General features: G+C 74.5%; 12 protein-coding genes. 5 read left to right on the top strand and 7 right to left on the bottom strand.

All coding sequences use genetic code 11. The features are described 5' to 3' along the window. Window positions 1–2: 2 nt before the first annotated feature. From OOK31_RS25785 to OOK31_RS25810, 6 genes are all read right to left on the bottom strand, one after another. Complete coding sequence (locus OOK31_RS25785) at window positions 3–425, bottom strand: universal stress protein (RefSeq protein WP_267089729.1); 423 nt, start codon at window positions 423–425, stop codon at window positions 3–5. Between the two features lie 10 nt (window positions 426–435). Beyond that, window positions 436–1,974 carry an APC family permease gene (locus OOK31_RS25790; protein ID WP_267089730.1) on the bottom strand — a complete coding sequence of 513 codons (1,539 nt, stop codon included), beginning with the start codon at window positions 1,972–1,974 and terminating at the stop codon, window positions 436–438. Between the two features lie 115 nt (window positions 1,975–2,089). After that, window positions 2,090–3,619: an FAD-binding oxidoreductase gene (locus OOK31_RS25795; RefSeq protein ID WP_267089731.1), complete on the bottom strand. Its 1,530-nt coding sequence runs from the start codon at window positions 3,617–3,619 to the stop codon at window positions 2,090–2,092. Window positions 3,620–3,698: 79 nt separating this feature from the next. Then, a complete protein-coding gene (locus OOK31_RS25800) occupies window positions 3,699–4,913 on the bottom strand; it encodes an NAD(P)/FAD-dependent oxidoreductase (RefSeq protein ID WP_267089732.1) in 1,215 nt (404 codons plus the stop codon). A 5-nt stretch (window positions 4,914–4,918) separates the two neighbouring features. Then, window positions 4,919–5,386, bottom strand: coding sequence for a hypothetical protein (locus tag OOK31_RS25805; RefSeq protein WP_267089733.1), 468 nt, complete (start codon window positions 5,384–5,386; stop codon window positions 4,919–4,921). A gap of 100 nt (window positions 5,387–5,486) precedes the next feature. After that, window positions 5,487–5,918, bottom strand: coding sequence for a GNAT family N-acetyltransferase (locus tag OOK31_RS25810; protein WP_267089734.1), 432 nt, complete (start codon window positions 5,916–5,918; stop codon window positions 5,487–5,489). Between the two features lie 301 nt (window positions 5,919–6,219). Between OOK31_RS25810 and OOK31_RS25815 the strand changes: the two genes are divergently transcribed. Then, window positions 6,220–7,194, top strand: coding sequence for an NADPH:quinone reductase (locus tag OOK31_RS25815; protein ID WP_267089735.1), 975 nt, complete (start codon window positions 6,220–6,222; stop codon window positions 7,192–7,194). 120 nt (window positions 7,195–7,314) lie between these two features. Further along, complete coding sequence (locus tag OOK31_RS25820) at window positions 7,315–7,854, top strand: SRPBCC family protein (RefSeq protein WP_267089736.1); 540 nt, start codon at window positions 7,315–7,317, stop codon at window positions 7,852–7,854. Window positions 7,855–7,898: 44 nt separating this feature from the next. Here the strand turns inward: OOK31_RS25820 and OOK31_RS25825 are convergent, their stop codons facing one another. Further along, on the bottom strand, window positions 7,899–8,045 hold the full coding sequence (locus OOK31_RS25825; RefSeq protein ID WP_267089737.1) for a hypothetical protein: 147 nt from the start codon (window positions 8,043–8,045) through the stop codon (window positions 7,899–7,901). Between OOK31_RS25825 and OOK31_RS25830 the strand changes: the two genes are divergently transcribed. The 3 genes from OOK31_RS25830 to pcaB are packed head-to-tail and all read left to right on the top strand — an operon-like array spanning window position 8,031 to window position 13,075. Further along, on the top strand, window positions 8,031–9,518 hold the full coding sequence (locus OOK31_RS25830) for a class I adenylate-forming enzyme family protein (RefSeq protein ID WP_267089738.1): 1,488 nt from the start codon (window positions 8,031–8,033) through the stop codon (window positions 9,516–9,518). The genes OOK31_RS25825 and OOK31_RS25830 overlap by 15 nt on opposite strands. A 45-nt stretch (window positions 9,519–9,563) precedes the next feature. Next, a complete protein-coding gene (locus OOK31_RS25835; protein ID WP_267089739.1) occupies window positions 9,564–11,555 on the top strand; it encodes an FAD/NAD(P)-binding domain-containing protein in 1,992 nt (663 codons plus the stop codon). Continuing rightward, window positions 11,555–13,075, top strand: coding sequence for a 3-carboxy-cis,cis-muconate cycloisomerase (gene pcaB / locus OOK31_RS25840; protein ID WP_267089740.1), 1,521 nt, complete (start codon window positions 11,555–11,557; stop codon window positions 13,073–13,075). Before OOK31_RS25835 ends, pcaB begins: the two co-directional genes overlap by 1 nt. Window positions 13,076–13,149: the final 74 nt, after the last annotated feature.

Raw genomic sequence — 13,149 nt, forward strand, 5'->3', positions numbered from 1 at the left:
GTCTACGGGGTGTGCTCGGTCGGGACGCACAGGACGGGGACCGGCGAGAGGTGCAGGAGCTTGTGCGGGGTGGAGCCGAGCAGGGCGCCGCGGATCGGGCTGTCGCCCCAGCTGCCGACGATGATGACCCGGGCCTGGTGGCGTTCGGCGGCTTCGAGCAGGGCCTGGGCCGGTTTCTCGTCGACGACCTCGACCGTCGAGGGGACTCCCGCCTCGTCGGCGGCCTCGACGGCCCGGGCGAGGGCGCTGCGGCCGGCCTGGCGGACGGCTTCCTGGTGGGCGCGGTACTCCTCGCCGGTGGCGCCGGGCGCGGCGGCCCCGTAGACGAGGACGAGGGGTTCCCCGAAGGCGGTGGCCACTTCCAGGGCCACCCGCAGGGCGCGTTCGGCGCCGGGTGACTCGTCGTACCCCAGGACCACGGACATCCGTCACTCCTCAGTTCTTCCTGGTGTGCACGAGCGCGGGGTCGACGACGCCGCGCCGCTCCTGCCAGAAGCGGCCGTCGCGGACCCGCCAGAAGCACATCAGGAGCAAGCCGGTGACGGCGATGCCGATCCCGATGACGAGCGGCGGGCCGAGGCCGAACCAGGAGACGCCGCTGGCGGAGTTCTGCGGGTTCGACATGTCGTTGATCGACTCCACCAGCAGCCAGGCCAGCAGACCGGCGCCGACGAGCGGGCCGATGCCGATGAGCAGCAGGTTGTGCGCGTTCTCCAGCAGGTGGCGGCGGTAGTAGACGGCGCAGGCCACGCCGGTGAGGGCGTAGTAGAAGGCGATGAGCAGGGACAGCGCCGTCAGGGAGTCGAGGAGGGCGTTCTCGCTGATCCGGTTGACGACGAGGTACCAGGCGATGGCGATGCCGGCGACCCACCAGGTGCTGACGTCGGGGGTGCGGAAACGCGGGTGGATGTGGGCCAGGTGCGGGGGCAGGGCGTGCCGGCGGGACATGGACAGGGCGGTGCGGGAGGCGGGGATGATCGTCGTCTGGGTGGAGGCGAGGGCGGAGGTGCACACCGCCAGGAGCACCACCCAGTCCCAGCCGCCCATCACCTCGTGCGCGAGGACGGCGAAGACGTCCTCGGCCTCCTCGGCGTTCTCGGTGAGGAACTTCGTCCCCGCGTAGGCGACGACGGCGTAGCCGACGGAGAGGTACGTCACGAGCAGTACGACCGTCGACCAGATGCCGGCCTTGCCGGGGGCGGTCGCGGAGTCCTCGACCTCTTCCGTCAGGTTGACCGCCGACTCCCAGCCCCAGTAGATGAACACGCCGAGCAGCAGTCCGCCGGTGAGGGCGGTGCCGCCCGCGCCGAAGGGGTTGAGCCAGGAGAGGGAGGGGGTGGTGCCGTCGAGGGTGCTGGTGCCGGCGTAGACGCGGTAGAGGGCGACCACGGCGAAGACCAGCAGGAAGAACACCTGGGCGAGGATGAGGACGTCCTGGAGCCGGGCGGACATCTCGGTGCCGATCACGCAGATCGCGGTCATCACGAGGATCACCACGACGGTGAGGGACTGCCGGATCAGCTCGTTGGAGGCCCAGCTGTCGAGGCCGGCGGCGAGCAGCCCGAAGTGGACGGCGACGTCGGCGAGGGAGCCGATGACCAGCACACCGGTCATGGTGATGGCCCAGCCGCCCAGCCAGCCCGCCCAGGGGCCCATGGCGCGGGTCACCCAGGAGAAGGTGGTGCCGCAGTCCTGGTCGACCTTGTTCAGGTAGTAGAAGGCCGCGGCGATCAGCAGCATCGGCACGAAGGAGGCCAGCATCACGCCGGGTGCGTAGAAGCCGACGAGGGCCACGATCGGGCCGATGACGGCCGCCAGGGAGTAGGCGGGCGAGGTGGAGTTCAGGCCGATGACCAGCGCGTCGAGGAAGCCGATCGCGCCGGCCTTCAGGCCCGGCTCGGCAGGGGGGTCCGGGGCGGCCGGAACCCCCTCGCCGGGTCTCCTGCCGCCGGGGCCGCCGTCCTCGTCGTCCATGTACGCATCGTCACGCACCGGGCCCCGCCGCGCGAGGCGGGGCCGCCCGCCCGGGTCGCGGGGCGGGCGGGCCGGGGCGCCGGGCCGGGCCGGTGCGGTCGGTCGACCGGTGCGGTCAGTCGATGGACTGGGCGAAGCGGAAGAAGCGGTGCGGGTCGTAGGAGCGCTTCACGCTCTGCAGGCGGGAGTAGTTGCGGCCGTAGTAGGCCTCGCGCCAGTTGGTCAGCGCCGGGTCCATGTAGTTCTGGTAGGAGCGCCGGGCGGAGCGCGGGTACAGGGTGGCGTAGCCGGCGTCCACCCAGGCCTGGGCGCGTTCGCGCTGCTCGCGGGCGGGGTCCGGGGCGGTGAGACCGACCTGGAAGCCCGCCTCGAAGAGCACGTCGCGGTGGACGAAGGCGGTGGCGCCGGGGGCGACCTCGTTGATCCGGCCGCCGTACGAGAAGAGCCCCAGGAAGCGGAACTGGCCGGGCTGGGGGTCGCCCTGCAGGGCGGTGAGCGCGGCCTGGGCGGTGGCGCGGGTCCAGCGCTGGTCGAAGTAGACGTTGCGGTAGGTCGCGTAGTTCTCGCGGGGCAGCCGGGCCCGGGGCGAGTAGCCGATGCGGTGGCACTCCTCGACCGTGCCGTCCGCGCAGCCGTACACCTTCATCATCGCCTGCTGGTACGGCAGCTCGGCGACCTCGCGGCTGGCGCTGGGCCGGCCCGCCGCCGTGACGAGGCGGTCGAGGTGGCGGTCGGCGGTGGAGCGGGCGCCCAGGTAGGCGCCGGAGACCACGACGGTGGGGGCCGTGCCCTCGGGAGAGTCCTCGGGGAGCAGGACGAGCAGCTCGGAGGCGAGTTCGCGCGGACCCGAGGTGATCCAGTCCTGCCAGGCCAGGATCACGTCGACGGCGTGGGTGCCGTCGAAGGTGAGCGTGTACACGGACATGGTGGGGACGTTGACGGGCCGCAGCTCCACGTCGGTGACCACGCCGAAGTTGCCCCCGCCGCCGCCGCGCAGCGCCCAGAACAGGTCGGGGTGCTCGGTGGCGGAGGCGTCCACGACGGAGCCGTCGGCGAGGACGACCCGGGCGGAGACCAGCCGGTCGCTGCCCATGCCGAAGGCGCGGGCGGTCAGACCGAGGCCGCCGCCCTGCACCCAGCCGCCGACGGCGACGGTGGGGCAGGTGCCGGAGCCGAGCTGGATGCCGAGGGGCGCCAGGGTGTTGAGGATGTCGACGCCCTGGCTGCCGGGGCCGAGGCGGACCGTGGAGCGGCCCGGGCGGATGCTGTTGATCCGGGAGACGTCGATGACCAGGCCGGTGGTGGTCGAGTAGCCGGCCTGGCTGTGGCCGCCGCTGCGGACGGCGGTGGGCAGGCCGTGGTCCTGCGCGAAGCGGACGCAGTGCACGACGTCGGCGCTGCTCGCGCAGTACGCGACCGCCTGCGGGCGGATCACGTCGTAGCGGGCCATCTGGAGCTGCTTGGCCAGGTCGTAGCCCGGGTCGGCGGGGAGCACCAGATCGCCGGTGAGACGGGCGCGCAGCGCGGCGAAGGGGACGCCCCCGGCGGCGAGGGCGGCGGGTACGAAGGCCGTGCCGGAGGCCGCGAGGGCGGTGACGGCGCCGGTCGCGGCGCCGGCTCTGATGAGGGTACGTCTGCTGATCACGGGGGCTCTCCCTCCGGCCGGGCGCGCGGGGCGGCCGGCCCGGGTGCGGGGTGGACGGGGGGTGGTTCATGGGGGTGGTTCAGGGGGCCGGGGTGCGGCGGGTGCGGAAGGCGGGGTCGGCCTGGCGCAGCAGCTCCGCCGCGTCGTCCAGCGGCGGGCGGATCCACTGACCGGTCAGGGTCCGCTTGAGGGTCTTGGCCTCCGCGCCGGTGAGCCGTACGGTCCGCTCCCAGCCGGTGGTGGAGACCGCGCCCGCGTCGCCCAGGTCGAGGGTGGTGACGTAGGGGGCGGGCCGGAACGGCAGCGGCGCCCCGCCGGTGAGGCTCGCGGCGGCGTTGTGCCCGGCGTGTTTGCCGAGCGGGATCGCGTACTGGCAGCTCGGCAGGACCAGGTGCGTGGCGTCGGCCCGCGCGGCGGCGGTGTCGCCCGCCGCGTAGACCCCCGGCACCCCCGTGACCTGGAGGAACTCGTCGACCTCCAGGCGTCCCAGCGGATCCCGGGCGGCCGGGAGCAGGGTGGTGAGGGCGCTGGCGCGGACGCCGCCGGTCCACACGACGGTACGGGCGGGCAGCAGGGTGCCGTCGGAGAGGTGGGCGGCCTCCGGCTCGACCCGCTCCAGGGAGGTGGCGAGCCGGGTCTCGACGCCCAGGGCGGTCAGGGCCCCGGCGATCACCGGGCGGGGGCCCGGGCCGAGGCCGGGGCCGAGGGCGTCGGCCCGTTCGAGGAGGACCACGCGGACCTCGGCGGCGGCCCCGTGGGGCGCGGCGAGGGCGCGGAGCCGGCCGACGAGCTCGGTGGCCGTCTCCAGGCCGGTGAAGCCGGAACCGACGACGACGGCGGTGTACCGGCCCGGCCCCGGGGCGCGCCGGGGCAGCCCGTGCAGGTGGGTGTCCAGGGCGGTGGCGGCGTCCATGTCGTCGACGTCGAACATCAGGCCGGCGCCGGGCAGGGCGGGCCGGACCAGGCGGCTGCCGCTGGCCAGGACGAGGCGGTCGTAGCGCAGGGTGAGGGGGCGTCCGGCGCCGTCCGTGGCGGTGACGCGGCGCGCGGCGGTGTCGATCGCCGTGACGGTGGCGGCGGTGCGGTGGACGCCGACGGGGTCGAGGACGCGGCTCAGCGGGACCCGCATGGTGTGCGGGTCTGCCTCGTAGAGGCGCGGCCGGAGCACGAGGTCGTCGCCCGGGCTGACCAGCGCGACGGAGCGGCTCGCGCCCGCCTCCTGGAGTCCGCGCACGGCCGCCGCGGCCGCCCACACTCCGGCGAAGCCCCCGCCGATGACGAGGATGTCGGGCATCGGCCCTAGCCTTCGGCGCGTCTGCCGGCGCCTGCGCCTGCGGCGGGCCGGGCGAGGAGGGTGATCCGGTCGAGCAGGGTGTACGCCGCGTCGACGACCGCTGCGCGGGCGGGGCTGGTGCCGGGTTCCGCCAGGAGGGGCAGGAGGGAGGCCAGCAGGGCGGCGACCCTGCCGCCGTTCTCGGTGATGAAACTCATCGCCCCTTCGGCCAGGGCGGCCCGGATGCGGGGTGCGGTGAGGGTGCCGTCTCCTGCGGAGGCGGTCAACAGGAGCTCACAGAGCCGGAGTTCGAGGGCGGTGGGCGCCCAGCGGTCCGCGTCGGCGTCCTGCCGCAGGGCCGCGATCAGGTCGGCCGGCTCCGGGGACGCGGGGTCGTACGTGTCCGACCGCGCGGGCGTCTGAGGACGGACACGGGTCGCGGCGGCCGGCTCCGCGGCGGCGGAACGGGCCGGGGTGGGGGCGTGCTTGGTCATGCGGCCAGCGTGCGGGGCCTCGCGCAGGGCGCGACCAAGGACCGGCAAGGCCACCCGGGCCCGGGGCCGATGGCTCTGGGTGCCGGCGGACGTGGGGGGACTACCTGCCTGTGTCCACGGCGAAGTGGAGGGCGCTGATCGTCAGTCCGTGCCGGTGGTAGAAGCGGTGGGCCCGCTGGTTGGTGACGCCCGAGTCCAGCTCGATGCGCACGCAGCCCCGCGCGCGGGCCAGGGACTTCAGCCCGTCCAGCAGGCGTTCGCCGATGCCGCCCGAGCGTCGGCCGGCGTCGGTGACGAGGTCGTCGACGAAGAGCACCCGGCCCCGGCTGGTGGCCAGGACGCGGTGGCCCGCCGCTCCCAGACAGCGGCCGGCCGCGTCGTAGGCGGCGGTGAACTCCAGCCCCTGCGCCTGCGCTTCGGCGGCGAACCGGGCGAAGCCCTCCGCGTCGAGCGCGGGCCGCAGCACCCTGATCAGCGGGCCCACATCGGCGAGCACCCGGGCATCACCGGCGGCCAGCCGGACCAGCGTCACGCCTGCGGACCCGACCGGGGGCACGGTCGCGGGCGAGGTGACGGGCCCTGGTGAGGTGCCAGGGGTGGGCGGGGGTGTGGGGGCTGCCGGGGGCGGGGGCATGGGGGGAGGTTACGGGTGGGCGGCGGAGTGGGGGTCGAGGCGGCGGCTCGTGCGACTTGACGTGTCCGGCGGGGACTTGACGGGCCCGGGCCGTCGCGGGCCGGGGAGGTGACACACCAGCGCCGGGGAGGTGACAGACCTCGGGCGGTGATCGCCTCCGGCGGCCCGGGGCCCCTTCCCCCGCACCAGAATCCGGGGCATGCGAGCTGCCTACATCCAAGAACTCGGCCCTCCGGACGCCATCCGCTACGGCGAGCTGCCCCCGCCCGTGCCGCGCGGCGACGAGGTGCTGGTCGACGTCGAGGTCACCGCGGTCAACCATGTGGACACCTTCGTGCGTTCGGGCGCCTGGCGCACCCCGGTGCCGTTCCCGTTCGTCATCGGGCGGGACGTCGTCGGCACCGTCGTCGCGGCCGGTCCGGGCGCCCCCGGTTTCGCGCCCGGCGACCGGGTCTGGTGCAACAGCCTGGGCCACGCGGGACGCCAGGGCGCGGCGGCCGAGCAGGTGGCCGTACCGGCGGACCGGCTCTACCACCTGCCGCCGGGGGTGGACGCGGTCGACGCGGTGGCCCTCGCGCACCCGGCGGCGACCGCGCACCTGGCCCTGTTCACGCACGGCCGGGTCCGGGCCGGCGAGACGGTCCTCGTCCTGGGCGCCGCCGGCAACGTGGGCAGCGCGGCGGTGGTGATGGCCGCGCGGGCGGGCGCCCGGGTGATAGCCGTCGCGGCCGGGCGGGACGCGGCGTACGTCCGTTCCCTCGGCGCCGGTCACGTCGTCGACTACCGGGAGGAGGACCTGCCCTCCCTGGTCCGGGAGGCCGCGCCGGACGGCGTGGACCTCCACATCGACACCTCGGGCCGCAACGACCTGGAGACGGCGGTCGAGCTGCTGGCCTCCCGCGGCCGGATCGTGATCCTCGCGGGGCTGCGCACCCGCCCGGTGCTGCCGGCCGGGGCCCTGTACCTCCAGGACCGCTCGGTGCACGGGTTCGCCATCTCCCACGCCCGCACCCACGAACTGGCGGACGCCGCCGCGAACATCAACCGCCTGCTGGCGGACGGGGTGCTGAAACCGCACGCCACCGAGGTGCTGCCGCTGAGCGAGGCGGGCACGGCGCACCGCCGCCTCGACGAGGGCGCCGTGCGCGGAAAGCTCGTCCTGCGCGTCCGCTGATACCAGACGACTCGCATCACATGATTCATTCGCTTTTGGAATTCAGGTCCGGACAACCGACCTGACGGATCTCCTTTTCGGCCGTTGACCGGCCGGATCGCCGAAGACAGGATTTCAGCCATGACGAACATCATCGAAACCTCCCCGCTTTTCGAACTCTCCGCCGACATCCGCGTGAAGGCCACCCCGGAGCAGGTCTACGCGGTCGTCAGCGACCTGCCGCGCAGCGCCGAGTGGAGCCCGGAGTGCATGGGCGGCGAATGGATCTCCGGGGAGCCCTCGCAGGTCGGTTCGGTCTTCCGCGGCGAGAACCTGCGCAGCGAGCAGGTCGTCTCCTGGGCCCCGCTGGTCCGCGGCACCTGGTACACCGAGGCCCGGGTCACGGCGGCCGAGCCCGGCCGGACCTTCCGCTGGATGATGCTGACGCACGCGCAGGAGGACCAGGAGAGCATCTGGGGCTTCGACGTCGCGGCGGACGGCGAGGGCACGGTCCTCACCCACCACTTCCGCATGGGCAAGGCGACCGCCGGCATCCACAAGATCGTCGCCGATCTGGACGAGGACGGCCGCAAGCGCTTCGTGGAGGACTGGACGGCGAAGCTGGAGCAGGATCTCGACGCGACTCTCCTCCGTATCCGGGACGTCATCGAGAAGAGCTGACATCGGATATCGAAAACCCTCCCAGAAGAGCCCTTTCAGAGAATTCACGACCGGAAATCCAGGACCGGGAATTCAAGACGAGAGAGTGACGGATGTTTCTCCAGCGCATAGGTAACAAGGGAATCCGCCTCGGCACGCTGTTCGATCGCGCGGCCGCCCGGCATCCCGGTAATTTCGTGATCCTCGATCACGACCTCGACATCGCCCCGCAGTTCGGGCGCCGCGCCACGCTGACCGAGGTGGCCGAGCTGGTGGCCGAGCTGGCCTCCCGGCTGTGGTCGGTCCAGGTCCGCCCCGGCGACCACGTCGTGGTGCACAAGGGCGACGGCTTCGACATCACCCTGCTGGCCTGCGCGATCGCCCGGATCGGGGCGGTTCCGGTGCTGCTCTCCCCCAAGCTCGACGGGGCGACGGTCGCCGAACTGCTGCGGCGCGTGGGGCGGCCCTTCCTGGTGACCGACCAGGACAAGCTGGAGAACTCGCTGCCGGCGGAGGTCATGGACCTGTCCCGGCAGGTGCTGCTCGCCTCCGGCACCTTCGAGGGCGCGACCGCGTTCGCGGCGCTGGCCGGGGCTCCCCGGGTGCCGGCCGTGAGCATGCCCGCCGACCACCCCACCCTGATCACCCACACCTCCGGCACCACCGGCACCCCGAAGCTCGCCGTGCACACCGGCACCAGCTTCCAGGCGCGCTACCGCCCGCAGGCCACCGTGGTGTCCACGGCGGTCCGGCGCAGCGAACCGATCGCCGTGCACGTGTCGTTCGTCCACTCGCGGATGTTCACGGCCATGCCCATCGCGGTGCTCCAGGGCCACCCCCTGATCGTGCTGCGCGACGACGACCCGAAGACGGTCGGCGACCTGTTCAGCCAGGTGCCGCCCGGGTTCATCGAGGCGCACCCCAACACCTTCCTGCGCTGGGAGGTGCTCGCCGAGGACCCGCGCCGGCCGCTGGCCAACGTCAAGTACTTCTCCAGCACCTTCGACGCGATCCACCCCCGGACCGTGAACCGGCTGCTCCAGGCCTCCGCCCGGAAGAACCGCCGCTTCGCGCAGGCCTACGGGCAGAGCGAGGTCGGGCCGATCGCGGCCCGTACGTACTCCCTCAAGGACGGCGCCGACTTCAACGGGCGCTGCGTGGGCGTGCCGTTCCCCGGGATGACCGGGGTGCGCGTCGTCAGCCGCGACGGCAACCCGCCGGACAAGGACAACCCGGGCTGGATCGAGGTCCGCAGCGACGGCCGCATCATCAGCTACCTCGGCGAGCACCAGCGCTGGGAGAAGCAGGTCAACGACGGCTGGTGGCGGATGGGCGACGTCGGCTTCCGCACCAAGTGGGGCTGCCTGCACCTGCTGGACCGCGAGGTCGACGAGATCCCGGGCGTCAAGAGCACGCTGGAGATCGAGGACAAGCTCTTCACCCGCGTGCCCGAGCTCGTCGAGGTCATCATCATCCCCGGCCCCGACGGCACCGCCGTGCCCGTGGTGAGCACCCGGGACGACGAGCCGCTGGACCTGGCCGCCTGGCGGTCGGCCGTGGCCGGGCTGCCGCCGCTCGCCGACCCCGTGCAGTGGCGGCTGGAGGACCTCCCGCAGACCGCGACCACGAAGATCAAGCGCCTTGAGCTGGCCCGTCTGCTCGGCGCGCAGGAATCCGCCCACTAGCCCCTCGCGCACCGTCGCGGGAACGCAGGAAGGGGAGACCCCCCAATGACTTCGCATGCGAAGAAGAGCCGGATCGAGCTGGCCGTCGTCGGCGCCGGACCGCGCGGGCTGTCGGTCCTGGAGCGGCTGATCGCCGCCGAGCGGACCGCGCCCTCGCGCGAGGCCGTCGTCGTGCACGTCGTGGACCCGTCGGCGCCGGGCGCGGGCACCGTGTGGCGCACCGCCCAGTCCCGGCAGCTGCTGATGAACACCGTCGCCTCGCAGATCACCGTGTTCACGGACGAGAGCGTGCGCATCGACGGCCCCATCGAGCCCGGGCCGAGCCTGTACGAGTGGGCGCAGGGCCTGGCGCTGCTCGGTGACCGCGAGACCCACGACGAGGCCACCCTCGCCGAGGCCCGCCGGATGGGCCCCAACACCTATCCGACGCGCGCCTTCTACGGCACCTACCTGGGCGACTGCTTCCGCCGGGTCGTCGAGAGCGCCCCGGGCCACGTCACGGTGCACGTGCACCGCACCCGGGCCGTGGCGATGGCCGACACCCACGGGGTGCCGGGCGGCCCGCAGGGCGTCCGCCTGGAGAACGGGGTCCGCCTCAACTCCCTCGACGCCATCGTGATGGCGCAGGGACACGTACCGGCCCGGCTGACCAGCCGCGAGGCCCGTACGGCCAGCCTGGCCCGCATCCACCACCTGACGTACCTCACCCCGGCCAACCCGGCGGACCTGGACCTGAGCGGCATCGAGGCGGGTCAGAACGTCCTGCTGCGGGGGCTCGGCCTCAACTTCTTCGACCACATGGCCCTGCTCACCGCGGGCCGCGGCGGCACCTTCGTCCGCGAGGGCGAGCAGCTGGTCTACCGGCCGTCCGGGCGGGAGCCCCGGCTGTACGCGTTCTCCCGGCGCGGGATCCCGTACCACGCCCGCGGGGAGAACGAGAAGGGCGCGCACGGCCGTTACTACCCGCGGCTGCTGACCGCCGAGTTCATCTCCGCGCTCAAGCGGGACGCGCGGGGCGGCCGGCCCGTCACCTTCGGCGCCGACCTGTGGCCGCTGATCTCCCGCGAGGTCGAGGGCGTCTACTACGCCACCCTCCTCGCGCAGCGCGGACAGACGGCCGTACGCGAGGAGTTCACCGCGCGGTACCTGGCCCTGGAGCCGGACGCCGACCCGGCCCCGCTGCTCGCGGAGCACGGCATCGGTGCGGCGGACCACTGGGACTGGGAGGGGCTCTCCCGCCCGTACGGGGACCGGGAGTTCACCGGCCGCGAGGACTTCACGGCCTGGCTGCTGGAGTACCTGGCGCGGGACGTCGTCGCGGCGAAGGAGGGCAACGTCAGCGGTCCCGTGAAGGCGGCCCTGGACGTCCTGCGCGACCTGCGCAACGAGATCCGCCTCGCCGTCGACCACGGCGGCCTGGAGGGCACCTCGCACCGGGACGACCTGGAGGGCTGGTACACCCCGCTCAACGCCTTCCTGTCGATCGGCCCGCCGGCCTCGCGCATCGAGGAGATGGGCGCGCTGATCGAGGCGGGCGTGCTGACCGTCCTCGGCCCGGGTGTCCAGGTGCGCATCGACACCACCGCGCAGCTGTACGTCGCCGAGTCCGGCGTGGTCCCGGGGCCGGCGATCCGCGCGACCGCGCTGATCGAGGCGCGGCTGCCCGAGCCGGACCTGCGGCGCACCGCCGACCCGCTGCTGCGGCACCTGCTCGACACCGACCAGGCGGCCCCGTACCGCATCGAGGCCGAGCAGGGCGGCAGCTACGAGACCGGCGGACTCGCCGTGACCGAGCGGCCGTTCCACATGCTCGACGCGCGCGGCCGGGCGCACCCGAGGCGGTTCGCCTACGGGGTGCCCACCGAGTCGGTGCACTGGGTGACGGCGGCCGGCATCCGGCCGGGGGTGGACTCCGTGACGCTCGGCGACTCCGACGCCATCGCCCGAGCGGTGCTGGACCTGCCCGCGGTGGCCCACGTGCCCGCCGGGCTGGCCCCGGTGGACGCCGGGACCGACCTCACCGGAGTGATCGTCTGATGCCGGGCGGCCAGGGCGGCACGGGCGGTCTGCGCCTCGTGGGCCCCGCCGGGTCCCGGCCCGGGCCCGCCTCCGGCGCCGGGCCGGCACCGGGCCCGGCGGCCGGCGGTGAGTCCGGGCCCGGGGTGGCGCCCGACTCCGGGCTCCTCTCACCGGTCCGGGCCGGCACCCCCGTGGAGGCGGCCACCGGGGACCCGGCGTGGCTCCAGGCCATGCTGGACGCCGAGGCCGCCCTCGCCCGGGCCCAGGCCCGCCTCGGCACCCTGCCCTGGCCCGCCGCCGACGCCATCACGCAGGCGGCCCGCGCCGAACGCCTGGACCTGCGCCAACTGGCCCTGGCGGCCCGGGAGACGGCCAACCCCGTCGTCGGGCTGGTCCGGGCGCTGACGGCGGTGGTCGCCGCGGACGCCCCGGAGGCCGCCGAGTACGTGCACCGGGGCTCCACCAGCCAGGACATCTTCGACACCGGGGCCATGCTGGTCGCGTTCCGCGCGCTGGCCCTCGTACGGGACGACCTGGAGCGCACCGGGAAGGCGCTGGCCGCCCTCGCCGGGGAGCACCGGGACACGCTGATCGCCGGGCGCACCATGGCGCTCCAGGCCGTGCCGACGACCTTCGGGCTGAAGGCGGCGGGCTGGCTGCGCCTGGTGCGGGAGGCCGAGGAGCGGCTGACCCGGGTCCAGGAGCACGGGCTGCCCGTCGCCCTGGGCGGGGCGGCCGGCACCCTCGCCGGGTACCTCCAGTACGCGGTGCTCGACGCCGCCGACGGGCCCGGCGGGCTCCAAGACCCCGGTTCCTACTACGACCGGCTGACCGCCGCCTACGCCGCGGAGACGGGCCTGGCCCGTCCGGCGCTGCCCTGGCACAGCCTGCGCACCCCGCTCGCGGACCTGGCGGCCGCGCTCGCCTTCACGGCGGGCGCGCTCGGCAAGATCGCGGTGGACGTGCAGGGCATGGCCCGTACCGAGGTCGGCGAGGTCGCCGAGCCGGGCGGGGCCGGGCGGGGCAGTTCCTCCGCCATGCCGCACAAGCGCAACCCGGTGCTGTCCACCCTGATCCGCAGCGCCGCACTGCAGGTGCCCGCGCTGGCCGGGGCCCTGACGGCCTCGCTGGTGTCGGAGGACGAACGGTCGGCGGGGGCCTGGCACGCCGAGTGGCTGCTGCTGCGGGAGTGCCTGCGCCTGGTGGGCGGGGCCTCGTACACGGCGGCCGAGCTCGCCGAGGGCCTGGAGGTCAGGCCGGATCGGATGCGGGCCAATCTGGAGCTGACCGGCGGCCAGGTGGCCTCCGAGCGGGTGGCGGCCGTCCTGGCCCCCCGGCTCGGCAAGGCCGTCGCCCGCCGGCTGATGGACGGGGCCGCCGCGGCGGCCGCCGCCGAGGGGCGCCCGCTGGCCGAGGTGCTGGCCTCCGCGCCCGAACTGGCGGGGGTGCTCAGCCCGGCCGCGGTGGCGGCCCTGTGCGACCCCGCCGGGTACACCGGCGCGGCGGGCGCCCTGGTGGACCGGGCGCTCAAGCCCTGACCGCCCGGGACCCCGGACGCCTCCGCGCCCGGGGTCCCGTCGCCACGGCGGCGCCCGTCCCGCGGGCGTGCCGT

This window comes from Streptomyces sp. NBC_00249, from assembly GCF_026342355.1.
GTDB lineage: Bacteria > Actinomycetota > Actinomycetes > Streptomycetales > Streptomycetaceae > Streptomyces.

Coding starts and splice junctions, on each gene's coding strand:
- OOK31_RS25785 (WP_267089729.1), bottom strand. CDS start 425: ATGTCCGTGGTCCTGGGGTACGACGAGTCACCCGGCGCCGAACGCGCC.
- OOK31_RS25790 (WP_267089730.1), bottom strand. CDS start 1,974: ATGGACGACGAGGACGGCGGCCCCGGCGGCAGGAGACCCGGCGAGGGG.
- OOK31_RS25800 (WP_267089732.1), bottom strand. CDS start 4,913: ATGCCCGACATCCTCGTCATCGGCGGGGGCTTCGCCGGAGTGTGGGCG.
- OOK31_RS25805 (WP_267089733.1), bottom strand. CDS start 5,386: ATGACCAAGCACGCCCCCACCCCGGCCCGTTCCGCCGCCGCGGAGCCG.
- OOK31_RS25815 (WP_267089735.1), top strand. CDS start 6,220: ATGCGAGCTGCCTACATCCAAGAACTCGGCCCTCCGGACGCCATCCGC.
- OOK31_RS25820 (WP_267089736.1), top strand. CDS start 7,315: ATGACGAACATCATCGAAACCTCCCCGCTTTTCGAACTCTCCGCCGAC.
- OOK31_RS25835 (WP_267089739.1), top strand. CDS start 9,564: ATGACTTCGCATGCGAAGAAGAGCCGGATCGAGCTGGCCGTCGTCGGC.
- pcaB (WP_267089740.1), top strand. CDS start 11,555: ATGCCGGGCGGCCAGGGCGGCACGGGCGGTCTGCGCCTCGTGGGCCCC.